General features: G+C 69.6%; 21 protein-coding genes. 14 read left to right on the top strand and 7 right to left on the bottom strand.

The window, feature by feature from the left end:
• The first annotated feature begins 223 nt into the window (after window positions 1-223).
• From DFQ59_RS19625 to DFQ59_RS15755, 3 genes are all read left to right on the top strand, one after another.
• Window positions 224-727: a hypothetical protein gene (locus DFQ59_RS19625; protein WP_147275273.1), complete on the top strand. Its 504-nt coding sequence runs from the start codon at window positions 224-226 to the stop codon at window positions 725-727.
• A gap of 97 nt (window positions 728-824) precedes the next feature.
• Window positions 825-1,451, top strand: a complete 627-nt coding sequence (locus DFQ59_RS15750; RefSeq protein WP_114280679.1) for an HNH endonuclease — start codon at window positions 825-827, stop codon at window positions 1,449-1,451.
• A 273-nt stretch (window positions 1,452-1,724) separates the two neighbouring features.
• Window positions 1,725-2,357, top strand: a complete 633-nt coding sequence (locus DFQ59_RS15755; protein ID WP_114280680.1) for a LysE family translocator — start codon at window positions 1,725-1,727, stop codon at window positions 2,355-2,357.
• Between the two features lie 212 nt (window positions 2,358-2,569).
• On the opposite strand, the gene DFQ59_RS15760 is transcribed toward DFQ59_RS15755, so the two are convergent.
• Both DFQ59_RS15760 and DFQ59_RS15765 read right to left on the bottom strand, forming a co-directional pair.
• Window positions 2,570-3,169 (bottom strand): transglycosylase SLT domain-containing protein, encoded by a 600-nt coding sequence (locus DFQ59_RS15760; protein ID WP_245937293.1) that lies wholly within the window; start codon window positions 3,167-3,169, stop codon window positions 2,570-2,572.
• A 146-nt stretch (window positions 3,170-3,315) separates the two neighbouring features.
• Window positions 3,316-4,899 carry a bifunctional aminoglycoside phosphotransferase/ATP-binding protein gene (locus tag DFQ59_RS15765; RefSeq protein ID WP_114280682.1) on the bottom strand — a complete coding sequence of 528 codons (1,584 nt, stop codon included), beginning with the start codon at window positions 4,897-4,899 and terminating at the stop codon, window positions 3,316-3,318.
• Between the two features lie 182 nt (window positions 4,900-5,081).
• Between DFQ59_RS15765 and DFQ59_RS15770 the strand changes: the two genes are divergently transcribed.
• The 3 genes from DFQ59_RS15770 to DFQ59_RS15780 all read left to right on the top strand — a co-directional run bounded on the left by DFQ59_RS15770 (window position 5,082) and on the right by DFQ59_RS15780 (window position 9,310).
• Window positions 5,082-5,819, top strand: a complete 738-nt coding sequence (locus DFQ59_RS15770; RefSeq protein WP_170142189.1) for a DUF4197 domain-containing protein — start codon at window positions 5,082-5,084, stop codon at window positions 5,817-5,819.
• A gap of 136 nt (window positions 5,820-5,955) precedes the next feature.
• Window positions 5,956-8,316, top strand: a complete 2,361-nt coding sequence (gene mrcB / locus DFQ59_RS15775; RefSeq protein WP_114280684.1) for a penicillin-binding protein 1B — start codon at window positions 5,956-5,958, stop codon at window positions 8,314-8,316.
• A 355-nt stretch (window positions 8,317-8,671) separates the two neighbouring features.
• Complete coding sequence (locus tag DFQ59_RS15780) at window positions 8,672-9,310, top strand: tetratricopeptide repeat protein (protein WP_170142190.1); 639 nt, start codon at window positions 8,672-8,674, stop codon at window positions 9,308-9,310.
• A 90-nt stretch (window positions 9,311-9,400) separates the two neighbouring features.
• Here DFQ59_RS15780 and DFQ59_RS15785 read toward each other — a convergent pair whose 3' ends face one another.
• The gene (locus DFQ59_RS15785) at window positions 9,401-10,126 is read right to left on the bottom strand and encodes a DUF6901 family protein (RefSeq protein ID WP_114280686.1); all 726 of its coding nucleotides are present in this window, start codon (window positions 10,124-10,126) and stop codon (window positions 9,401-9,403) included.
• A 206-nt stretch (window positions 10,127-10,332) separates the two neighbouring features.
• On the opposite strand from DFQ59_RS15785, the gene DFQ59_RS15790 reads away from it, so the two are divergent.
• The 7 genes from DFQ59_RS15790 to DFQ59_RS15820 all read left to right on the top strand — a co-directional run bounded on the left by DFQ59_RS15790 (window position 10,333) and on the right by DFQ59_RS15820 (window position 17,891).
• A complete protein-coding gene (locus DFQ59_RS15790; protein WP_114280687.1) occupies window positions 10,333-10,605 on the top strand; it encodes a helix-turn-helix domain-containing protein in 273 nt (90 codons plus the stop codon).
• 2 nt (window positions 10,606-10,607) lie between these two features.
• Window positions 10,608-12,614 (top strand): hydrogenase 4 subunit B, encoded by a 2,007-nt coding sequence (gene hyfB, locus DFQ59_RS15795; protein ID WP_114280688.1) that lies wholly within the window; start codon window positions 10,608-10,610, stop codon window positions 12,612-12,614.
• Window positions 12,599-13,564 (top strand): respiratory chain complex I subunit 1 family protein, encoded by a 966-nt coding sequence (locus DFQ59_RS15800; RefSeq protein WP_114280689.1) that lies wholly within the window; start codon window positions 12,599-12,601, stop codon window positions 13,562-13,564. Before hyfB ends, DFQ59_RS15800 begins: the two co-directional genes overlap by 16 nt.
• The gene (locus tag DFQ59_RS15805) at window positions 13,561-14,247 is read left to right on the top strand and encodes a formate hydrogenlyase (protein ID WP_114280690.1); all 687 of its coding nucleotides are present in this window, start codon (window positions 13,561-13,563) and stop codon (window positions 14,245-14,247) included. Before DFQ59_RS15800 ends, DFQ59_RS15805 begins: the two co-directional genes overlap by 4 nt.
• Window positions 14,244-15,716 (top strand): hydrogenase 4 subunit F, encoded by a 1,473-nt coding sequence (locus DFQ59_RS15810; RefSeq protein ID WP_114280691.1) that lies wholly within the window; start codon window positions 14,244-14,246, stop codon window positions 15,714-15,716. Before DFQ59_RS15805 ends, DFQ59_RS15810 begins: the two co-directional genes overlap by 4 nt.
• Window positions 15,713-17,299: a hydrogenase large subunit gene (locus DFQ59_RS15815; RefSeq protein ID WP_114280692.1), complete on the top strand. Its 1,587-nt coding sequence runs from the start codon at window positions 15,713-15,715 to the stop codon at window positions 17,297-17,299. Before DFQ59_RS15810 ends, DFQ59_RS15815 begins: the two co-directional genes overlap by 4 nt.
• A gap of 82 nt (window positions 17,300-17,381) precedes the next feature.
• Window positions 17,382-17,891 carry an NADH-quinone oxidoreductase subunit B family protein gene (locus DFQ59_RS15820; RefSeq protein WP_114280693.1) on the top strand — a complete coding sequence of 170 codons (510 nt, stop codon included), beginning with the start codon at window positions 17,382-17,384 and terminating at the stop codon, window positions 17,889-17,891.
• A 12-nt stretch (window positions 17,892-17,903) separates the two neighbouring features.
• On the opposite strand, the gene hemL is transcribed toward DFQ59_RS15820, so the two are convergent.
• The 3 genes from hemL to thiD form a co-directional block, all read right to left on the bottom strand.
• The gene (gene hemL, locus DFQ59_RS15825) at window positions 17,904-19,187 is read right to left on the bottom strand and encodes a glutamate-1-semialdehyde 2,1-aminomutase (protein WP_114280694.1); all 1,284 of its coding nucleotides are present in this window, start codon (window positions 19,185-19,187) and stop codon (window positions 17,904-17,906) included.
• 263 nt (window positions 19,188-19,450) lie between these two features.
• Window positions 19,451-20,095, bottom strand: a complete 645-nt coding sequence (gene thiE / locus DFQ59_RS15830; protein ID WP_114280695.1) for a thiamine phosphate synthase — start codon at window positions 20,093-20,095, stop codon at window positions 19,451-19,453.
• A 17-nt stretch (window positions 20,096-20,112) separates the two neighbouring features.
• The gene (thiD, locus tag DFQ59_RS15835; protein ID WP_114280696.1) at window positions 20,113-20,940 is read right to left on the bottom strand and encodes a bifunctional hydroxymethylpyrimidine kinase/phosphomethylpyrimidine kinase; all 828 of its coding nucleotides are present in this window, start codon (window positions 20,938-20,940) and stop codon (window positions 20,113-20,115) included.
• A gap of 239 nt (window positions 20,941-21,179) precedes the next feature.
• On the opposite strand from thiD, the gene DFQ59_RS15840 reads away from it, so the two are divergent.
• On the top strand, window positions 21,180-21,716 hold the full coding sequence (locus DFQ59_RS15840) for a DUF5063 domain-containing protein (RefSeq protein WP_114280697.1): 537 nt from the start codon (window positions 21,180-21,182) through the stop codon (window positions 21,714-21,716).
• A 36-nt stretch (window positions 21,717-21,752) separates the two neighbouring features.
• On the opposite strand, the gene DFQ59_RS15845 is transcribed toward DFQ59_RS15840, so the two are convergent.
• The gene (locus DFQ59_RS15845) at window positions 21,753-22,313 is read right to left on the bottom strand and encodes a class II aldolase/adducin family protein (RefSeq protein ID WP_114280698.1); all 561 of its coding nucleotides are present in this window, start codon (window positions 22,311-22,313) and stop codon (window positions 21,753-21,755) included.
• Between the last annotated feature and the right edge of the window lie 26 nt (window positions 22,314-22,339).

A 22,339-nucleotide genomic window follows, 5' to 3' on the forward strand; every position in this document is an offset into this window, starting at 1 on the left:
CGGCGTTGCCGGCGCTGCTGAAAGGCTTGTTAACCGCAGATTACGCTGATTTGCGCAGATTTTTCAGTGCATGCTGATGGCGTGTCGAGATGATGGGCGGCCCGGGCCTTGGGGTGTGTGTCGTTGTTGTAACTGCACCAGTGTTGTGATGAATGGAATATGGCAATTTATTGGCGATATGTGTCAAGTTATCCATTGATTTGAATTCTTGGAGCTGGAACACATGTCAGATTTTGAGATGGACCCTATTCTTCCGTTATCCGAGGCGCATATCTTGGCAATCGGACGTGTTACTGCCTATTTTTCATTGATCGAATCGGGTGCAAATATACTTGTAGCTGAATTTTTGGGGTTGGAATCCAGAGAGGACGCTACTTCACTCACAGCTCATATGATGTTCTCAGTCAAAGTCCAACTTTTGAAAACGTTGGTTAGTACACGGTTTGAAGGCGAAACGGAACTGAAGACGTTGATAGACGAACTTCTCTGCGATATGGAGAGTGCGAATAAATCGCGCAATAGGATCGTCCATGCTCAGTGGTACTACTACTCACCGAAGAATAATAAGTCTGGGGCACTTCGGCAAACAGCGCGGGGGTCAATTAAGACCTCTCTTCAGGGGTTTACGCCAGAGGAAATTAATAGGGTCGCGGGTGAGATGATTGTTGTGTACGGTAAGTTTCAACGCTTTTTAATGAAGAAGAACGGGTTTTTGAGTTTTAGGTAAGCGCGGTTGCTCTGACTGTGTGTGAGACCCTGCCTAATTGAACTGTTAGGCGTGAGGGAGGCGCAGCAGAAATCTCAAAGCGATGAGAGAAGCTGAGATGCTTGAAAGCGAACAGGATCGCCTTTGTCTTAGAGAGCCAATTCCCGAGATTGCTGATGCAGCTCGCTATTTGGACGCGGCAGTGTCGGCGCACCTTGTCGGACGCACTGAACTAGCCAATGAGCTATTCCTGCTGGCAAATATGCCAGCGGTCAGAGAATGGGCGGAATCCTTATGGGGTACAGATAGTCCCTATATAGGATATCGGCCGGTAGATGGTGCTCCACTGGTCGTTCCAAAAGAAGCACGCGTGCCAGTTCGCATGCCCACAGCAGCCGAAAAGCAGGCGTTACATGAACGTGATGGATTTCATTGTCGCTTTTGCGGCATTCCGGTCATCCGCAAAGAGGTGCGACAGAGAATTCACAGAAAATATCCGAAGGCCGTGCCTTGGGGCTCAACGAACAAATCGCAGCATGCGGCGTTTCAAGCCATGTGGCTACAATATGATCATGTTCTGCCGCACGCGAGAGGCGGGGACAATAGCTTTTACAACCTGTTGATAACTTGCGCCCCGTGCAACTATGCGCGTTGGAACTATACGTTGGAGGAGGTTGGTCTTGTTGATCCGCGAGAGCGAGAGCCAATTAGATCGATTTGGGATGGCCTCGAGCGCTTTCGCTAGCGTCGATGGATGTGATAGAAGAACGTTTCTGTGAAATAGGGGCCGGCGACAAACTGAGAATCGTTACCGCATCCCGGCGCTTCAGTTGCCTGCTCCACTTCTGCCCCGGATGATGACGCCCGACTATCCAGTGCGATCTCCAGTCCCTTTCCCGGCGGGTTGACTCATCCGCACCCGGGGAACCGGTGTAAACTGCGTCCATGGCTGGTTGCTGCGACCACGGATGTGGGCGGGGTCGCTGCGGCCGCGGTGCGCACTGGGGATCGTTCGACCATGAATTTCGAGAGCTGGCTGCTGTTCGCTTCCATCGCGTTCATCGCGACCATCACCCCGGGGCCGGCGATCCTGCTGGCCACTTCCCACAGTCTCGCCTACGGGCTGGGGAGGGCGGTGTTCACGATCCTGGGGAACATCTCGGGGCTGTTCGTGATGTCCTTGCTCTCAGTGGCGGGTCTCAGCGCCATCATTCTCGGTTCATCCACCGTGTTCACCGCGGTGAAGCTCCTGGGCGCGCTGTACCTGGTGTACCTCGGGCTCAGGCTGTGGCGTCACGGTTTCCAGGGGCCGGCGCGCACCCGGGAAGCGGTTCGCGGGAGCGCCAGCCCCGGCCGTCTCTACCTCAACGGGCTGGCGGTGGCGCTGAGCAACCCCAAGGCCATCGCCTTCACCACCGCGCTGTTCCCGCAGTTCATCGACCACCGGCAGGGCCTGGCGATGCAGTTCGGCATTCTCGTGGCCACCTTCATGCTGCTCTCCTTCGGGTGCCTGTTCGCCTATGCCTACCTGGCCGAGAGCACGAAGAGCCGGCTGGTCAGCTCCATGCCCAGGATCGTGAGCAGGATCTTCGCCACGGGCTTCATCGCCTCCGGGGTCGCCCTGGCGGGCGCCTCCCAGAGACACGCGTGAGGGGGCGCCGTCCGCAGCGGCGTGGCATGACGGGACGGGTCGACGGCTACCGCATCTCCGGTCGGCTGTTCCCGGCCTCTCCGTGGCCAGTCAGCCCCGTCGAACCGGGGCTGTATTCCGCCGCGGGCGCAGGACGAGACGCAGTTTCAATCAACGATAATCAACGCAATCCGCGCTAACTCATTTCCTTCCGCATATCCGGCGGAGCCGCCTCAGAACGGCCACAGCCACCCGCCGCTGTCGAGGTTCTCCTCGCAGCCGGCCAGCTGTTGGCGGTAGCGCCCGGCGCGGTCCGCCACCCGGCGGGCGGTCCGCTTCAGCCAGGCCTTGTCGCGCCAGGTGCCGCGCAGGTAGCCGCCCTGGCCCTCGTGATAGGCGAGGTACTGGCGGTAGGCGTCGTCCTTGGGGATGCCCGCCTCGCGGTGGCTGAGATCGCCGTACCAGCCGATGAAGTCGGTGACGTCGTCGAAATCGTCCCGGTCGGCGCCGCTGTTGCCGGTGTCGCGCCGGTAGCGCTCCCAGGTCCCGTCGGTGGCCTGGGCATAGCCGTAGGCGGAGGAGAGGCGGGTCCAGGGAATCACCCACAGGAGCCTGCCGCGGGGGGTCTTGGCGTCATCCACGAAGCGGGATTCCTGGTGGATGATGGCGAGCTGCACGTCGATGGGAACGCCCCAGCGCTCGTAGGAGGCCTTCGCGCTGCGGTACCAGCTGCCCTTCTCCTCGAAGATGGCGCAGCTGTCGTTGAGGTTGCGGGGTGGGGTGGTGGAGCAGCTCCACAGCAGGAGCGCCTGCACCAGCATCAGCCATCGCAATGTCTTCCGTCCCCCCCGGATCGGCGCCGGCGTTGTCTCTCCCTGGGTGCGATTTCACCGGACGGGGGCGCGCAGGTCAAATACGGCCGGGCTCCTGTCGTCACCCGACCGGGGGTTGATGCCCACCTGACGCCGATCCGCGCCCGTCAGGCGCCGCCCGGGAGCAGCGCCCGGACCGCCTCCGCCAGCTCCGCGCCGTCGTGGACCCGCTCGGCGTCGGCGTGGACGCTGCGGGCCCGTTCATTTTCGTCGAGGGGCTCGCGGCTGCCGAGCTGGTGTTCCAGCACCTCCAGGTCGGCCTCGGAGGCGTCGCCGCCGCGCGCCGCGCGCTCGCTCACCCAGCGGCGCAGGGTGTCCTCGCCGGCCACGCAGTCGAGGATCACGAAGGGCACCCCGAGCCGTCCGGCCAGCTCGGCGAAGAGGCGGCGCTGGTCGGCCTTGAGGAAGGTGGCGTCCACCAGCGCGGGATAGCCGGCGTCGAGGATGGACTCCGCCAGCCGGGCCAGGTGCCGGTAGGTGTCGAGGGTGGCCTCGGCGGTGTAGAGCCCGCCGCCCAGCGCCGATTTGGTGCGGGCTCCGGCCTCGAGGCCGAACAGGCGCTTGCGCTCCACGTCGGAGCGCACCCGCACCGCGCCGAGCTGCTCCACCAGCCCCTGGCTGAGGGTGGTCTTGCCGGAGCCGGAGACGCCGTGGGTGATGATGAGCGCCGGCCGGCCGGGCCGCCCCAGGGCCTCGGCCAGGTCGGCGTAGCCGCGGTACTTCGCCCGCACCGTGGCCTGCTCGTCGGCGGGGACGTCGGGCTGGGCGAGGCGGATGACCGAGACCTTGGCCCGCACCATCGCCCGGTAGGCCCGGTAGAAGCGCAGCAGCGCCAGCCCGCCGTAGTCGCCGGTGCGCTCCAGGTAGCCGTTGAGGAAGCGGGCGGCGTAGTCGGGGCGGCCGCGGTCCATGAGGTCCATGGTGAGGAAGGCCACTTCGCTCACCACGTCGATCCAGCGCAGGTGGTCGTTGAACTCGATGCAGTCGAAGGGGGTGACGCGATCGCCGATGAGGGCCATGTTGCCCAGGTGCAGGTCGCCGTGGCACTCGCGGATGAAGCCGTCGGCCTTGCGCGCCGCCATGGCCTCGCGGCGGGCGGCGTACTCCCCCTCGGCCCAGGCCTGCAGCCGATCGAGCTGGGCCAGGTCCTCCGCCGCGTGGAGCAGGGGCCGGATCTGGTCGAAGTTCTGACCCACGGGGAAGTACGCCACCTCGGGCGTGCCGAAGTCGGAGCCGGGGTCGGCGGTGGCGATGCCGGCGTGGAAGCCGGCCACCGTGGCGGCGAGCTCGTCCATCCGTTCCGGCGGCAGTTCGCCGCGGGCGAGCAGCCCGTCCAGCAGCGCCGACTGGTCGAACTGGCGCATCTTCACCGCGTACTCGAACGGCTCGCCGGCGCCGCCGAGCGCGGGTGCCCCGGGGCTGCCGGTGATGGGCACCGACTCCAGGTAGAGGTCGGGGGCGAGGCGGCGGTTGAGGCGCAGCTCCTCCGCGCAGAAGCGCCGGCGCCGTTCCAGGGTGGAGAAGTCGAGGAAGCCGAGATCGAGGGGCTTCTTGATCTTGTAGGCGTACTCGCCGGTGAGGAGCACCGAGGAGATATGGGTCTCCAGCAGCTGGAAGCCGCTGACCGGGTGCGGGTAGAGGGCCGGGTCCTGCAGGGCCTGGAGAAGTCGGCTGTGGCTGCTGCTGTCCATCAAGGGGGCGTGCTCCAATGGCTGGATCGGTAGGGGTCGATGGCGAATTTTAACAAATGCGGCTGGCTGTCGTCGGAGTCCGGGGTTAGGTTTACAGGACAACCGCCGCGCACCGGGCGAGTGCCCCGGCGGCGGCATTCCGGAAGGAGACGCAGATGGTCATGAAGAGACGCAGGATGGCAATGACAGTTCTGTCCGCAGCCACGCTGGCGATTGCCATGGGCGCCGTGGCGGGATGGCAGGACACCCTGCGCGGTGTCCTGCAGGGGGGCGGGACCCCGGGTGGCGGTGGCGGCACCGCCGCGCTCACCCAGGGCGAAATGACCGGCGGCCTCAAGGAGGCGCTGGCCCAGGGGGTGGAGTGGTCGGTCAACGCGCTGGGCCGCGAGGACGGCTTCCTCGGCGACGAGCGGGTCCGCATTCCCATGCCCAAGCCGTTGCGGATGGTGGAGCAGGGGGCCCGCGCCCTGGGCCAGGACCGCTACGCCGACGAGTTCATCACCACCATGAACCGCGCCGCCGAGCAGGCCGTCCCCGAGGCCGCCTCCATCCTGGCCGACGCCATCCGCGCCATGACCGTGCAGGATGCCGCGGGCATCCTCAACGGGCCGGACGACGCCGCCACCCGCTACTTCCGCCGCACCAGCGGCGAGACCCTGGAGCAGCGGTTCCTGCCCATCGTGCAGGAGGCCACCAGCCGCACCGGCGTGACCGTCGCCTACAAGAACCTGGTTGGAAGGGGCGGGGGCATGATGGGCGGGCTGGTTGACACCGGCTCGCTGGATCTCGACCGCTACGTCACCGAGAAGGCCATCGACGGCCTGTTCACCTATATCGCCCTGGAAGAGAAGCGCATCCGGGAAAATCCCCTGGCCCGCGGCAGCGACCTGCTGAAGAAGGTGTTCGGCAGCCTCAACTGAGCGTTCGTGGGCATCCCCCGCGCGGGGGATGCCCACGGTTTCCGCACCGCCGGCGGTGCATTCCGGCGCCGTCCCGGTATCCCTGTCACACAACCCGGACTGCGGCGGGCGCCGTTTGTCCCTATACTGTTGCGCCATGTCACGACGCACCCCTGCCAAGAAGAAAGGCCGCCGGAAATCCAGGCGGCGCAGCAACCGTTCCGGGTTCGGCCACCGCCTGGCCGGGCTGCTCCTGAAGCTGTCCCTGGTGGGACTGGTGGCCCTCGGCGGTCTCGTGGTCTATGACGACGCGGTCATCCGGGCCCAGTTCGAAGGCAAACGCTGGTCCCTCCCGGCCCAGGTCTACGCCCGCCCCATGGAGCTCTACGCCGGCCGCTACCTGCGTCCGGAAGAGCTCGGGCGCGAGCTGGAGGCGCTGGGCTATCGCAAGCGCGCGCGTCCCGAGGGCGTGGGCGAGTACAGTGTCGCCGCGGACCGCTACGAGGTGCTGACCCGCGGCTTCACCTTCTGGGACGGCCGCGAGCCGTCCCGGCGCATCCGCGTGGGCTTCGACGGCGGCACGGTCTCCAGCCTTCGTGACGCGGGCACCGGCGGCGGGCTCGGCGTGGTGCGCCTGGAGCCCCAGCGCATCGGCGGCATCTACCCCGCCCACGCCGAGGACCGGGTCCTGGTGCGGCTGGACGAGGTGCCGCCGGAGCTGGTGCAGGCGCTGATCGCCGTGGAGGACCGGGCCTTCTACGACCATTTCGGCATCTCCCCGCGCGGCATCGCCCGGGCGCTGTGGGCCAACATCCGCGCCGGCGGGGTGGTGCAGGGCGGCAGCACCCTGACCCAGCAGCTGGTGAAGAACTTCTTCCTCACCAGCGAGCGCAGCCTCTGGCGCAAGGGCCAGGAGGCGATCATGGCGCTCCTGCTGGAGTGGCACTACACCAAGGAGGAGATCCTCGAGGCCTACCTCAACGAGGTCTACCTGGGCCAGGACGGAACACGTTCCATCCACGGCTTCGGGCTGGCCAGCCAGTTCTACTTCGCCCGTCCGCTGGAGGAGCTCGGCAGCGCCGAATACGCCCTGCTCGCCGGCCTGGTGCGCGGACCCTCCTACTACAACCCCCGCAAGCACCCGGAGCGGGCCCGGCTGCGCCGCGACAGCGTCATCGACCAGCTGGTGGCCGAGGGCGGGCTCAGCGCGGAGGCCGGGGCGCAGGCGAAGAAGCGCCCGCTGGGCGTGACGCCCCGGCCCCCCGGCGGCAGCAGCACCTACCCCGCCTTCATCGACCTTGTGCAGCGCCAGCTCCGGCGCGACTACCGCGACGAGGATCTGACCACCGAGGGGCTGCGCATCTTCACCACGCTGGACCCGCGTGCCCAGCACGCCGCCGAGCAGGCGCTGGCGGAGCGCCTGAAGGGCATCGAGCGCCAGCGCGGCATGGAGTCCGGGGTGCTGCAGGGATCGCTGGTGGTCTCCACCACCGAGGGCGGCGAGGTGCTGGCCGTGGTGGGCGGACGCGAGGCCCGCTTCGCGGGCTTCAACCGCGCCCTGGACGCGGTGCGCCCCATCGGGTCGCTGGTCAAGCCCGCGGTCTACCTGGCCGCGCTCGCCGGCAACCGCTACAGCCTGGCCACGCCCATCGACGATCAGCCCCTGGAGGTGAAATCGAGCGGCGGACAGGTCTGGCGGCCCCAGAACTACGACAAGCAGAGTCACGGCCAGGTGCCCCTCTACCAGGCCCTGGCCCACTCCTACAACCTGGCCACCGCGCGCCTGGGGATGCAGGTGGGGCTGCCGCAGGTGGTGGAGATGCTCCACCGCCTGGGGGTGGACCGGAACATCCCCGCCTATCCCTCGGTGCTGCTCGGCGCGCTGGAGCTCTCGCCGCTGGAGGTGACGCAGGTCTACGAGACCCTGGCGGCGGGGGGATTCCGCACGCCGCTGCGGGCCATCCGCGAGGTGCTGGACGCCGACGGCCAGCCGCTGGGACGCTACCCGCTGGCCGTGGAGCAGGCGGTGCAGCCGGCCCCGGCGTTCCTGATTACCGCGGCCATGCAGGAGGTGATGCGCTCGGGCACCGGCCGCGGCGCCGGGGCGCGGCTGGGGGCGTCCATCGCCCCGGCGGGCAAGACCGGGACCACCGACGAGCTGCGTGACAGCTGGTTTGCCGGCTTCACCGGCGACTACCTGGCGGTGGCCTGGGTGGGCCGCGACGACAACACCTCCGCCGGCCTCACCGGCGCCACCGGGGCGATGCAGGTGTGGGGCGACGTGATGGAGTCGCTCCACCCCCAGCCCCTGCGGCCGGTGGTGCCCGCCGGCATCAGCTACCGCTGGGTCGACGAACAGGGCCGGCTGAGCGGCTCGGACTGCCCCGGCGCGGTGGAGCTGCCCTTCGCCGAAGGCACCGTCCCGGTGGAGTACTCCCCCTGCGGCGGCGGCCCGGGCGGCGACCTGCGGGAGTCCGTGGACGGCATGGTGGACTGGTTCCGCGAGCTGTTCCGCTGATTTGGAAAGAGTTTTCTCCGCAGATTACGCAGATTGCGCAGATTTTTCCCGGGGCCTGCAGAGTGCGTTGGCGGAACATATGCCTCATGGTGGGATGAGGCCAGGAAAGAAACAGGCAGTGCAATACCGGTTTCAGTGTCTCCACGAAGTCCACCGCCCGGATTCCCGACGGGCCTGTCTCAGCGCACGGACAATTTCAAGTAATCTGCGTAATCTGCGTAATCTGCGGAGAAAAGCCCTTGCAGTCGTGTATTCGTCTTTGCACGGTTCCGCGGGTCCGGCGTGGTGGTAACATTCGCCCTGCATCCTGTGGAATCGGTGGAACCCGAAGAGGTCATGCCAGATGACGGTCAAGATGACGACGAACGCGGGCCTGGGAACGGCCTGCCTGATGCTGCTCGCCCTGGCCGGCTGCGCCAGCGCACCCTATGGCGGCGTGCCGGTGGAGGACCGCAGCGTCCATCGCGGTGAGCCGGCGCCCCGTCCGGCCCCCGTGGAGGAGGCGTCCGGCGCCACGACCGCGCCGGCCGGGGAATGGACCGTGACCCCCGCCCGGCCCCTGCCGCCCGGGCAGCCCGCGGGCAGCCCGGACTACAGCGCCCCCGCCACAGCGCGTCCCTCGCCGTATCCCGACGCGCGGCCGGAGGCGGCCCCCGCCGGTCCCGCCAGCCCGGCGGTGGTGGCCCTGCTGGAGACCGCCCGCGAGCAGCAGAACGCCGATCGCCTTGCCGAGGCGGCGGCCAGCCTGGAGCGCGCCGTGCGCATCGAGCCGCGCAATGCCCGGGTCTGGTACGAGCTGGCCACGGTGCGCTTCCGCCAGGGTCAGCTGCAGCAGGCCGAGCAGCTGGCGCGCAAGTCCGATGCTCTCGCCGGCCCCGACAACACCCTGCGGGCCCGCAACTGGCGCCTCATCGCCCTGGTGCGGATGAAGCTCGGCGACAACGCCGGGGCGGTCTCCGCCCGGCGCCAGGCCGAGGAGCTGGAAGTCCGCTGATGCTCTCCCCCGGGCCCGGGCGGCCGTGCCCGGGCCGGACCCTACCCTCCGCGTCCGCCCCCGGGCGTGGTCATTCCCGCCGTTCGCGCCTCACGCCTGGCTCCCTTCCGGGGGCTCCTTCAGATAGCCGTGGAACAGATGTTCCAGCTCGGCCAGCGAGTCCTCCAGCGAGGTGGGCACGTACTGGGTCAGGGCGTCGAGCATGACGATGGCGTTCAGGGTCCCGTCCTCCCGGGTGGCCGCCCGCAGCCGGTTCACCACCGCGTCGTTCACCGCCCCCAGGGCCTCGTAGCGCTCGAACAGGGCGTCGAAGCCGAAATCCACCGGCAGCCAGTGCCGGCCGCGGAAATACTGCGCCAGCGAGTACATGGACACCACCCGGTAGAAGGTCTCGTCGGGACTCGACAGGGGCAGGTGGAAGCGCGCCATCGGCTTGAGAAAACGGGTATGGGGGCAGCCGCTGGTGGCGATCAGCAGGCCCATCAGCGAGCTGATGGCCTCCTGGGCGGTGGTCTCGGCCGAGACGGTGCGCTCGTCGGTGGTCACCTCCAGGTGCACCGGCAGGTAGGAGCGCCAGTGGCCCAGCCGGGTCACCAGGGGCAGGAGGGAGAGGGCCAGGGGGCAGTGGGGATGGCTGTCCGGCCGCAGCGGACAGTGGGCGCACTGGTAGTAGTCGAGCTCCACCCAGCGCGGCAGGTCATCCTCCGCCGCCCGGCGGGGCTCGAGCCGCTGCGGGTCGAGATCCAGCTCGAAGCGGGCTTCGGTCGGCTCGGTGGAGTCGGACTGGAAACGGTAACGGATGGTGAGGTCGGACATGGCGGTTTCCGGGTTGGAGCTCCTGGTGCCCAGTCTAATCCGCCCCGTGGGCCGGGACAGTGACTGCGGCTGCAATTTGGACGCCCGGCGGCGGATTCTCTGTCACCCCGGCGCAGGAGACGAGCATCGCAGATGCCGGGTGCTTGATAATTAACTGTTCATGCATTTATATTGATGCATCAGACATTATAAGAGATGCATATGACATGATAATCGCGGCCCAGATCCGCGCCGCCCGGGCGCTCCTGGGGATGGACCAGCGCAGCCTGGCCGAGGCGGCGGGCCTGTCGCTGCCCACCATCCAGCGCATGGAGGCCAGCACCGGCGCCCAGGTCCGCGGCAACGTGGACTCGGTGGTCAAGGTGGTGGAGGCCCTGGAGCGGGCCGGGGTGGAGCTGATCGGCGATGGCGCGGTCAGCGCCGGCGGCGGGCGCGGCGTGCGCCTGAAGACCCCGCCGCCGGTGGAGGAGAGCTCCTGACCATGGCGATCGGGCTCGACCTCGCCGCGCTGGCGCTGGGGTTGGCGCTGGCCTCCGCCCTGGCCTCGACCCTGACCGTCCGGGCGCCGCGCCTGCTGCGGCTCCTGGTGCTGCCCCTGTTCGGGCTGGCGGGCGCGGCGGCGGTGGCCGCGGGGCTGGTGGCCCTGGTGCAGGGAGAGGTGGCCACCGCGGTGCTGCCCCTGGGGCTGCCGTGGCTGCCGTGGCAGGTGCGGCTGGACGCCCTGTCCGGGTTCTTCCTGGCCCTGATCGGCGTGGTGACCTTCGCCGTCGGCCTCTACGGGCCCGCCTATGTGCGCGGCTTCGAGCGCGGCCGCGATCCCCTGCCGGTGCTGGGCGGCTTCGCCGGGCTGTTCCTCGCCGGGATGCTGCTGGTGGTGCTGGCCGACGACGCCTTCCTGTTCATGGTGGCCTGGGAGGTGATGTCGCTCTCCTCCTATTTCCTCGTGGTCTTCCACCACGACAACGCCGCCAACCGCCGGGCCGCGTTTCTCTACCTGCTGATGGCCCACGTGGGCGGGCTCGCCATCCTGCTCGGTTACGGCGTGCTGGCCTCCTTCGGCGGCGGCTTCGCCTTCGAGGCCATGCGCGCCGCGCCGCTCTCCTTCGGCTGGGCCAGCGTCGCCTTCAGCCTGGCGTTCCTCGGCTTCGGCATGAAGGCGGGCCTGGTGCCCCTGCACGCCTGGCTGCCGGAGGCCCATCCCGTGGCGCCGTCCCACATCTCGGCGCTGATGTCCGGGGTGATGCTGAAGGTGGCCGTCTACGGCTTCATCCGCTTCGTCTTCGATCTCATCGGCGAGGTCCACTGGCAGTGGGGGGTGGCGGTCACCGCCGTGGGCAGCCTGTCGGCCCTGCTCGGAGTGCTCTACGCCCTGGTGCAGAACGACCTCAAGCGCCTGCTGGCCTACTCCTCGGTGGAGAACCTCGGCATCATCTTCATCGGCCTGGGGCTCGCGCTGGTGTTCCAGGGCACGGGCAACAGCCTGCTGGGGACGCTGGCGTTCGTGGCGGCCCTCTATCACGCCATCAACCACGCCCTGTTCAAGGGGCTGCTGTTCTTCGGCGCGGGGGCGATCCTGCACAGCACCCACGAGCGGGATCTCGACCAGATGGGCGGGCTGCTGCGGCGCATGCCCTGGACCGGGTTGTTCTTCCTGGTGGGCGCCCTCTCCATCTCGGCCCTGCCGCCTTTCAACGGCTTCGTCTCCGAGTGGCTGACCTTCCAGGCGGCCCTGCAGGCCTGGCAGCTGGAGAGCGGCGTGCTGCGCAGCCTCATCCCCATCGCCGCGGCGATGCTGGCGCTCACCGGGGCGCTGGCGGCGGCCTGCTTCGTCAAGGTCTACGGCGTGGCCTTTCTCGGCCAGGCCCGCAGCCGCCACGTGCGCCGGGCCCGGCAGGTGCCGATCGGCATGCGCGCCGGGCAGGGCGTGCTGGCCTTCCTGTGCCTGCTCTTCGGCGTGCTGCCCACCGCCGTGGTCGACCTGATCGAGGCCGTGCCGCGCCAGATCCTGGGCCAGGGGCTGCCCGAGGCCACCGCCCACGGCTGGCTGTGGCTGACGCCGGTGGCGCCCGCGACGGCGAGCTACGGCGCGCCGCTGATCGCTCTCGTGCTGCTGGTCCTGGCGCTGCTGGCGGTGTGGGCCGCGCGGCGCGGCACGCTGCGCCGGGCGCGCCGCTGCGATCCCTGGGACTGCGGCTTCGCGCCGCCCGGCGCGCGCATGCAGTACACCGCCACCGCCTTCGCCCAGCCCCTGCGCCGGGTCTTCGCCCTGCTGTTCCGCATCGACGAGCGCGTGGAGCGGCGGGAGGACGGGTCGCTGCGCCACCGGCTCACGGTGGGCGACCGGGCCTGGGGGCTGTTCTACGCCCCGGTGGCCCGCGCCGTGGAGTCGGCCGCGGCCCGCATCGTCCGCCTGCAGTCGGGCAACGTGCGCATCTACCTCGGCTGGACCCTCTCCACCCTGCTGGTGCTGCTATGGATTATCTCCTGAACGTTTCCACCTGGGGGCTGGCCCTGCTGCAGGCGCTGCTGTTCGCGGCGCTGGCGCCGCTGCTCGTGGGCTGGGTGCGCAAGGTCAAGGCGTGGCTGCAGAATCGCCGCGGCGCGCCGCTGCTGCAGCCCTACCGCGACCTCTACAAGCTGCTGGGCAAGGAGGTGCGGGTGGCCCACACCGCCTCGATCCTGTTCCGCGCCGCGCCCTACGTGGTCTTCATCGCCACCTGGCTGGCCGCCTCCGCCGTGCCCCTGGTGGCGGTGGCGCTGCCCACCGCGGCCATCGCCGACATCATCGTGCTGGTGGGGCTGCTGGCGCTGGCGCGCTTCTTCCTGGCGCTGGCGGGCATGGACGTGGGCACGGCCTTCGGTGGCATGGGCGCCTCACGGGAGATGCTGGTCTCCGCCCTGGCGGAGCCGGCCATGCTGATGGCGGTCTTCACCCTGGCCATGACCGCCCACAGCACCAACCTGGCGAGCGTGGTGGACGCCCAGCTCGCCGGTGGCCTGGTGCTGCGCCCCTCCTACCTGTTCGCCCTGGGGGCGCTCGTCCTGGTGGCGCTGGCGGAGACCGGCCGCATCCCGGTGGACAACCCGGCCACCCACCTGGAGCTGACCATGATCCACGAGGCGATGATCCTGGAGTACTCCGGGCGCCACCTGGCGCTGATGGAGTGGGCGGCCCAGGTCAAGCTGCTGCTCTACGGCGTGCTCATCGCCAACATCTTCCTGCCCTGGGGCATCGCCGCGAGCCTCGCCCCGGCGGACCTCGCCGTGGGGCTGGCCGCCATCCTGCTCAAGCTGCTGGCGCTCGGCGCGGCGCTGGCGCTGGCCGAGACGGTGCTGGCCAAGATGCGCCTGTTCCGCGCCCCGGCCTTCCTCAACCTCGCCCTGCTGCTGGCCCTGCTCGGGCTGCTCGGCCACGTGATCCTGGAGGTGGGGGCGTGAGCATCACCCAGCTTCCGCTGCTGCAGCAGCTGGTGCTGGTGCTGGCGGCCATCGTGCTGTTCACCTCCTTCGTGCTGCTGGCCCAGGCGCGGCTGGTCTCCGCCATCCACGCCTTCGCCTGGCAGGGGGGGCTGGCGGCCGCGGTGACCGGCGTGGTGGCCGTCGCCGGCCATTCGCCCCACCTCTACTTCTCGGCGCTGCTGACCCTGCTGCTCAAGGCGCTGCTGATCCCGTGGATGCTGCACCGGCTGGTGCACCGGCTGGAGCTGGACCGGCACGTGGACCTGCTGCGCCGGCCGGCGCTGGTGGTGATGGCCGCGGTGGCGCTGGTGATCTTCAGCTACTGGCTGGTGCTGCCCATGGTCCAGCAGGAGCTGACCTTCACCCGCAACATCGTCGCCATCAGCCTGGCGGTGGTGCTCATCGGGCTGCTGATGATGGTGTTCCGCCAGCAGGCGGTGGTCCAGGTGCTCGGCTTCATGTCCATGGAGAACGGCCTGTTCCTCGCCGCGGTCTCCGCCACCGGCGGCATGCCCCTGGTGGTGGAGCTGGGCGTGGCCTTCGACGTGCTGGTGGCGATGGTGCTGTTCGGGGTGTTCTTTTTCCAGATCCGCGCGAACATCGACACCCTGGACGTGGACCGTCTCAACCGCCTGACCGAGACCGGGGGGGAGGAGCCGTGAGCGCCCTGCTGCTGACCGTGCTCCTGCCGCTGGCCGGCGCGCTTGTCCTGGCGCTGCTCCGCTCCCTGCCGCTCGCCGGCTGGATCAACGTGGCCGTCTCCGCGCTCAGCTTCGCCGCCTCCGCGTGGCTCGCCTGGTCGGTGGCGGCGGCCGGCGAGATCGCCGGGCTCGGGTTCCGGGTGGACGCCTTCAACGTCTACCTGGTGGTGCTGACCGCCTTCGTGGGGCTCACCACCTCCATCTTCTCCCGGCCCTACATGCGCCACGTGTGCAAGACCGGGCTGACCAGCGAGCGGGGCATGCGCGTCTACCACGCCATGTACCAGGCCTTCATGTTCACCATGCTGCTGGCCCTGACCACCGACAACCTCGGCGTGCTGTGGGTGGCGGTGGAGGGGGCGACCCTGGCCACGGTGCTGCTGGTCTCCCTCTACCGCACCCCGGAGGCGGTGGAGGCGGCGTGGAAGTACTTCATCCTCTGCGGGGTGGGCATCGCGCTGGCGCTGTTCGGCACGGTGCTGACCTACTTCGCCGCCCAGCACGCGCTGGACGATCCGGCGGCGGGCCTGACCTGGAGCATCCTCTACCGCCACGCCGACGGCCTGGAGCCGGCGGTGATGAGCCTCGCCTTCGTCTTCCTGCTGGTGGGCTACGGCACCAAGGTGGGCCTGGTGCCCATGCACCAGTGGCTGCCCGACGCCCACTCCGAGGGCCCCACGCCCATGTCCGCGGTGCTCTCCGGGCTGCTGCTCAACGTGGCGCTCTACGCGGTCGTCCGGCTGAAGATGCTGGTGGACGGCTCCCTGGCCGGCACCGCCTCGCCCCACGTGGCGGGCTACCTGCTCATGGGCTTCGGCATGGTGTCGTTCCTGGTGGCGGGCCTGTTCCTGCACCGCCAGCGCGACATCAAGCGCATGTTCAGCTACTCCTCCATCGAGCACATGGGGCTGATGACCTTCGCCTTCGGCATGGGCGGGCCGCTGGCCACCTTCGGCGCCCTGCTGCACATGCTGGTGCACTCGCTCACCAAGTCGGCCATCTTCGTCACCGTGGGGCATGCCGCCCATATCGCCGGCACCCAGCGCATCGACCACATCCGCGGCCTGATCCGCACCCAGCCGGTGGTGGGCTGGTCGCTGCTCCTCGGGGTGGCGGCCATCGCCGGCTTTCCCCCCTTCGGCGTCTTCACCAGCGAGTTCCTGCTGCTGACCGCCACCATGCAGGCGCAGCCCTGGCTGACGGTGGCCCTGCTCTCGGGGCTGGCGGTGGCCTTCGCCGGCCTGTTCCGCCACCTGCACCCGATGGTCTACGGCCCCGCCCCCGAGGGGCAGCAGCCGGTGCGGGCCAACCTGCTGCCGGTGGTGGTGCACCTCGGCCTGGTGCTGTGGCTCGGGCTGTCGATACCGCCCTTCCTGGTCGCCTGGCTGGACCGGGCCACGCAGCTGATCACCGGAGCCCACCTGCTATGAGCCGTTTCGACTGGCTGTCGGAGTACCTGGCGCGGCTCGAGGATGAGCACGTCATCGTGCGCGCCGGCGAGGCGCGGAGCCTGGCGCCGGCCCACCGGCTGGTGCTCGATGCGGAGGACTGGGGGCGGGCGGGCGGCGTGGCGGCCGCGCTCGGCTGCCGCTGGGCCGGCGTGTGGGGCGATCCACGCGGGGAGGCGGTGGTGGTGCGCGCCTGCCTGGAGTACCAGGGCGACTACCTGGTGCTGGAGACGGGGGTGCCCCTGTCCCACCCGATCCTGGCCTCCCATACGCCCCGCTACCCGGGGGCGGACCGGCTGGAGCGACACCTGCAGGATCTCCTCGGCATCGCTTTCCTGGATCACCCCGACAGCCGCCGCTGGACCCGGCACCAGGCCTGGCCCGAGGGCGACTACCCGCTGCGTCCCGACTTTCCCGTGGCGGGGCGCACCCCGGGGCGGGCGCCGGCGGACACCGACTATCCCTTCGTCCGGGTGCAGGGCAGCGGCGTCTACGAAATCCCGGTGGGGCCGGTGCATGCCGGCATCATCGAGCCGGGCCACTTCCGCTTCCAGGCGGCGGGCGAGGATGTCCTGCGCCTGGAGGAGCGGCTGGGCTACGTCCACAAGGGCATCGAGAAGCTCGCCGTGGGCCGTGACCCGGCGGCGCTGGCGCGCCTGGCCGGGCGGGTCTCGGGGGACTCCACCGTCGCCCACGCCTGGGCGGCATGCCAGGCCATGGAGCGGGCGACGGAGTGCGCGGTGCCGGCGCGGGCGCTGCACCTGCGCGCGCTGTTCGCCGAGCGCGAGCGCATCGCCAACCACCTGGGGGACATCGGCGCCATCTGCAACGACGTGGGCTTCGCCTTCGCCCTCGTCCAGTGCGGGCGGCTGCGCGAGCGCTGGCAGCGCCGCAGCCGCGAGCTGTTCGGCCACCGCCTGCTGATGGACGCGGTCGTGCCGGGCGGCGTGGCGCGGGACCTGCCGCGGGAGGCCATCGCGCCGCTGCGCGCCGACCACGCGGACCTGCGCCGGGAGGTCGCGCCGCTGTTCGAGATCATCGACGATCACCCCTCGCTGGACGATCGGCTGCTCGGCACCGGCATTCTCGCCCCGGCGGATGCCCGGGCGCTCGGTTGCACCGGCTACCTGGGCAGGGCCAGCGGGCTCGGCTTCGACGTGCGCCGGGACAATCCCTATCCCCCCTACGATCGCCTGGTGCCGGAGGTGCCCGTGCAGGGGGAGGGCGACGTGGCCGCCCGGGTCCGGGTGCGCATGGCGGAGGTGCGGGCGAGCCTGGCGCTGCTGGACCGGCTGCTCGAGGGTCTGCCCGGGGGCGATATCGCGGCGCCGCTGCCGGCCCCCGCCGCGGGCGCCACGGGACTGGGCCTGGTCGAGGGCTGGCGCGGGGAGATCCTGACCTTCGTCCGCTTCGGCGAGGGGGGCCGCATCGAGCGCTTCTTCCCCCGGGACCCGAGCTGGTTCGCCTGGCCCGCCCTGGAGCGGCTCATCCACGGCAACATCGTCCCCGACTTCCCGGTCTGCAACAAGTCGGTCAACGGCTCCTACTCGGGGGTGGACCTGTGATCAGTGAGTCGGTCGACAACCTCGCCATGATTCCCGTGCCCGGTGCAGCGAACACCCTGCCTGAGACAACCGGAGGCCAACCATGTACCGGATTCTGAAGCAGGCGTTCCGCACCGGGGTGGTCACCGAGGCGCCGCCGCGCCTGGACGACGCCGAACTGGAGGCGGTGGGCGTGGAACTGCGCCGGCGGATCGAGGCCCGCTTCAACCGCAGCCTCGCCATCCGCCAGGTGGACGCCGGCTCCTGCAACGGCTGCGAGCTGGAGATCCACGCGCTGAACAATCCCTACCACGACGTGGAGCGCTTCGGCGTGCACTTCGTCGCCTCGCCACGCCATGCCGACGCGCTGCTGGTGACCGGGCCGGTCTCGCGCCACATGCAGACCGCCCTGCGCCGCACCTGGCGCGCCACCCCCGCGCCGAAGCTGGTCATCGCCGCCGGGACATGCGCCTGCGACGGGGGCGAGTTCGGCGTCACCTACGCCAGCTGCGGCGCGGTGGAGAACGTCATCCCGGTGGACGTGAAGATCCCCGGCTGTCCGCCGACGCCGCTGGAGCTGCTGCGGGGGCTGCTGGCGGCAATCGGCGACTAGGGGCGGTCCGGGTCAGCCCAGGCGGGCGAAGACCCGTTCGGCGGCGGCGAGGGTGGCCTCGAGCTCGGCCTCGCCGTGGGCGGCGGAGACGAAGCCCGCCTCGAAGGCCGACGGCGCCAGGTAGACCCCTTCATCGAGCATGCCGTGGAAGAAGCGCTTGAACCGCTCCGCGTCGCAGGCCATCACTTCGGCGTAGCTGTTCACCGCCGCCGCTTCGGTGAAGAACAGGCCGAACATGCCCCCGACGCGGTTGGTGGTGAAGGGGATGCCCGCGGCGCGGGCCCGCTCCGCGAGTCCCTCGGTGAGGGTGCGGGTACGCTCGGCCAGCGTGGCGTGGAAGCCGGGGACGCCGATGAGCTCCAGGGTCTTGAGGCCCGCGGCCATGGCCACCGGGTTGCCGGACAGGGTGCCGGCCTGGTAGACCGGGCCGAGGGGTGCGAGGTGCTCCATGATCTCCCGCCGGCCGCCGAAGGCGCCCACCGGCATGCCGCCGCCGATGACCTTGCCCAGGGTGGTCAGGTCCGGGGTGATGCCGTAGTGGCCCTGGGCGCCGCCCAGCGCCACGCGGAAGCCGGTCATCACCTCGTCGAAGATGAGCACGCTACCGTGTCCGCTGCAGACCTCCCGGAGTCCCTCAAGGAAGCCGGGCAGGGGCGGGATGCAGTTCATGTTGCCGGCCACCGGCTCGACGATCACCGCGGCGATCTCCGCGCCCAGGCGGGCGAAGGTCTCGCGCACCGCCTCGATGTCATTGTAGGGCAGGGTCAGGGTGTGCTCGGCCACTGAGGCGGGGACGCCCGGCGAGCTGGGCACGCCCAGGGTCAGCGCGCCGGAGCCGGCCTTCACCAGCAGGGCGTCGGCGTGGCCGTGGTAGCAGCCCTCGAACTTGACGATCTTCTCCCGGCCGGTGAAGCCGCGGGCCAGGCGGATGGCGCTCATGGTGGCCTCGGTGCCCGAGTTCACCATGCGCACCATGTCCATGGAGGGCACCAGCTCGCACACCCGGTCGGCCATGCGGGTCTCCAGCTCCGTGGGAGCGCCGAAGGAGAGCCCGTGGGTCGCGGTCTCCTGCACCACCCGGATCACCTCGGGATGGGCGTGGCCGAGAATCATCGGGCCCCAGGAGCCCACGTAGTCCACGTAGCGGCGCCCGTCGGCGTCCACCACCCAGGCCCCTTCCGCCCGCTCGAGGAAGACCGGGTCCCCGCCCACGCCGCGGAAGGCGCGCACCGGGGAGTTCACCCCGCCGGGGATATGCCGCTGGGCCTGGAGGAAGAGGTCGTGGGAACGGGTCATGGAAGGCTCCTTGGCTGACGGTTCAATCGCAAAGCGCCCATTGTAGCGGCTGAAGCGGGGGAGGGGTTAGACGGAGGCACGGAGGTGGATGAATAGACAGGATTAACAGGATTTACAGGATTGAAAGTCATCTACGGGCAACGATTGACGCAACCGCCGGGGGTGCACGCAACTTCGCCGGTGAGCCGCCACCGGTCCCCGCTCTCCATCAATCAAAAAATCCTGTAAGTCTCGGAAAATCCTGTAGGTCCTGTAAATCCTGTCTATTCGCCCTTGTCTTTGAATACACCGGCGTAGGCCGCGGCCGCGGCGCGGATGTCGGGCTGGCCGAACACGCCGTGGACCACGGCCAGGAGATCGGCGCCGGCGGCCACCAGTTCGGGGGCGTTCTCCGGGGTGACGCCGCCGATGGCGCAGATGGGGACCTGCAGCCGGGCGCGGGCCTCGCGCAGCAGCGCGAGGGTGGCGGGCGGCGCCCCGGGCTTGGTCCGGGAGGGGAAGAAGCGGCCGAAGGCCACGTAGTCGGCGCCCGCCTCCACCGCCGCCAGCGCCCGCTCCAGGTCGGCATGGCAGGTGGCGCCGATGATGGCGGCGGGGCCCAGCGCCGCGCGGGCCGCGGCGATGTCGCCGTCCTCCAGGCCCAGGTGCACCCCGCCGGCGCCGACGGCCACGGCCAGCTCCACGTCGTCGTTGATGATGAGGGGAATGCCCAGGGGCCGGCAGAGCATGGCCAGGTCCTCGGCCTCCCAGCGCCGGCGGCCGGCATCGGCGGACTTGTCCCGGTACTGCACCAGGGCCGCGCCGCCCGCGATGGCGGCCGCCACGGCGGGCACCAGCCGGTCGCTGCCGCCGAGCAGCGCGCCGTCGGTGATCACGTACAGGCCGCGCAGGTTTCGGGTGGGATGCATGGCTTCTCCGCGGGAATTCACTGCAGGGTGGCGGGGGCGGGCGCTTCCTCTTCGTCCCGGGCCCAGAACAGGCGGTTGGGCAAATACTGGCCACGGCCGATGCGGTAGCCCTGGCGCAGCGCCTCCCAGGCGTACTCCTGGGCCTCGTGGACGGCCGTGAACGGCTCCAGGCCCACCGCCAGCAGTCCGGCGATGGCGGAGGCGAGGGTGCAGCCGGAGCCGTGGTAGCTGCCGCCGAGCCGTTCCCAGAAGAACGTCTCCAGCAGATCCCCGCCGGTGTAGAGACGGTTTTCCACCTGGTCTGTCTCCTCGTGGGTCCCGGTGACCAGGACATACCCGCAGCCGTGGGCGAGCAGCTCGCGGGCGCATTCGTCCAGGGTCGCGCCCCGCGGGGCCAGCGCCCGCGCCTCCGGGCTGTTGGGGGTGAGCACGGTGGTCAGCGGCAGCAGCAGCTTGCGGATGGCCTCCAGCACCGCTTCCCCCCCCAGGCCGCCCCCGCCGCCGGCGGTGGCCACGGGATCCAGCACCACCGGCGTGTCCGGGTACGCGCTCAGGAGCTCGTGCGCCGCCTCGACATTCTCCAGGCTGCCGAGCATGCCCAGCTTGAACGCGGCCACGGGCATGTCCTCCAGCACGGCCCGCGCCTGGGCCAGGACCAGGTCCGCGGAGACGGCGGAGAAGGTGTGCACGGCGCTGGTGTCCTGGACGGTGAGGGCGGTGATCACCGGGGCGCAGTGGCAGCCCATGCTGGCCAGGGTCTCGATATCGGCCTGGATGCCGGCGCCTCCGCTCGGGTCGTTGCCGGAGAGGGTGAGCACCACGGGTACGGCGGGATTCTGGGGCATGACTCGGATCTGTGCTGGGTTGGTCGGTAGTTTCGGACAGGCGGCACGCTGACCGCAACCGGCATCGAATTCGCCATCGGACTCACCGGTGTCCGGCTTCCGCAGGCTGCTCGCCCCATTGTACACCGGCACCGGGCGGTTCCCTTTGCGAGGTCCGAATCTGGACTAGACTTGGCTCATGGCGGCCCCCACCGGCGATACCGTGGGTGCGGGGCCTGGGCGCCGGGACGGAGGCGGGAATGTCCACCAGCGAGCAGAATCTTCACAACATGGCGAACGCGGCGCAGCAGTACTGCAATCTCGTGGAGACGGTCGATCAGCTGCACTGCGAGGAGTGGATCCGGCAGATGGCGGTCGTACTGGCGCGCCTGCACGCCGCGGTGGCCACGCTCGAGATGGAGCCGGTGGCGGGGGGGTATCCCGCCGCGCCGAATTTCGAGGCGCGCTTCGAGCTGTTCAGCCGCATCCGCGAGTTGCTCGGCGACTACGACGGCTACTGGCTGGAGTACGACAAGGTGGGTGAGGAGGCCTGCAAGAGCGGCAGCCTGGCCGACGATTTCACCGACATCTACTTCGATCTCAAGGCCGGCCTCGACTGGCTGGAGGCCCACCCCCAGGATGCCGACGGGGCGCTGGCCCTCTGGCACGCCGGCTACAAGATGCACTGGGGGCAGCATGTCGTGGACGCCAGCCGCCAGATCTACACCCTCATCTCCGCCGGCTGGCACCGCGATGCGCAGGGCGGTCCCACCGGGGCGAGCGACGGCAAGGAGTGAGCCCCCCGGAAGTACCTCCAGGAGTGACTCAGTACACTAGGGCAGGGTGCCCGCCTGGCGGGCGATGAAAGCCGTCTTCGCCGAGAGCTCCAGCGAGCAGGTCCACTTGTAGGCCAGGTTGAGGGTCTCGCCGCAGACGTAGACCCCGTGGCCCCGCACCACCACCACCCGGTACCGCGCCAGCAGTTCGCCCACCCGCTCCGGCGCCTCCTCCACGTAGCGATCATAGGGAATGGTGATGACCGGGACCCGCGGAAAATAGTAGTGCCCCTCGAAATCCGCCGGGATGAAATCCTCCCCGTTCATGGTCAACGCCACCGTGTGGGCGCCGTGGCTGTGCAGCACGGCGTCGGCCGCGGGGTTGTGGCGGTAGACCGCCAGGTGCAGGGGGGCGTCCAGGGAGGCGCCGGCGGGCGGCGCCTCTCCCGGCGTGCAGGGCAGCAGGTCGGCGGCGGCGAGGGTGTCGGCGCAGGCGCCGGTGGGGGTGACCCAGACCCGGTCGCCGGCGCGCACCGAGGCGTTGCCGCTGTGGGAGTCGTTGATGCCGTACTGGCGCAGCCAGCGGTAGTGGCGGATGAGGTCTTCGCGCGGGTCCATCAGCGGCGTCTCTCCAGCAGGGGTTT

The organism is Thioalbus denitrificans (assembly GCF_003337735.1).
In the GTDB taxonomy this organism is placed as follows: Bacteria; Pseudomonadota; Gammaproteobacteria; order DSM-26407; family DSM-26407; genus Thioalbus; species Thioalbus denitrificans.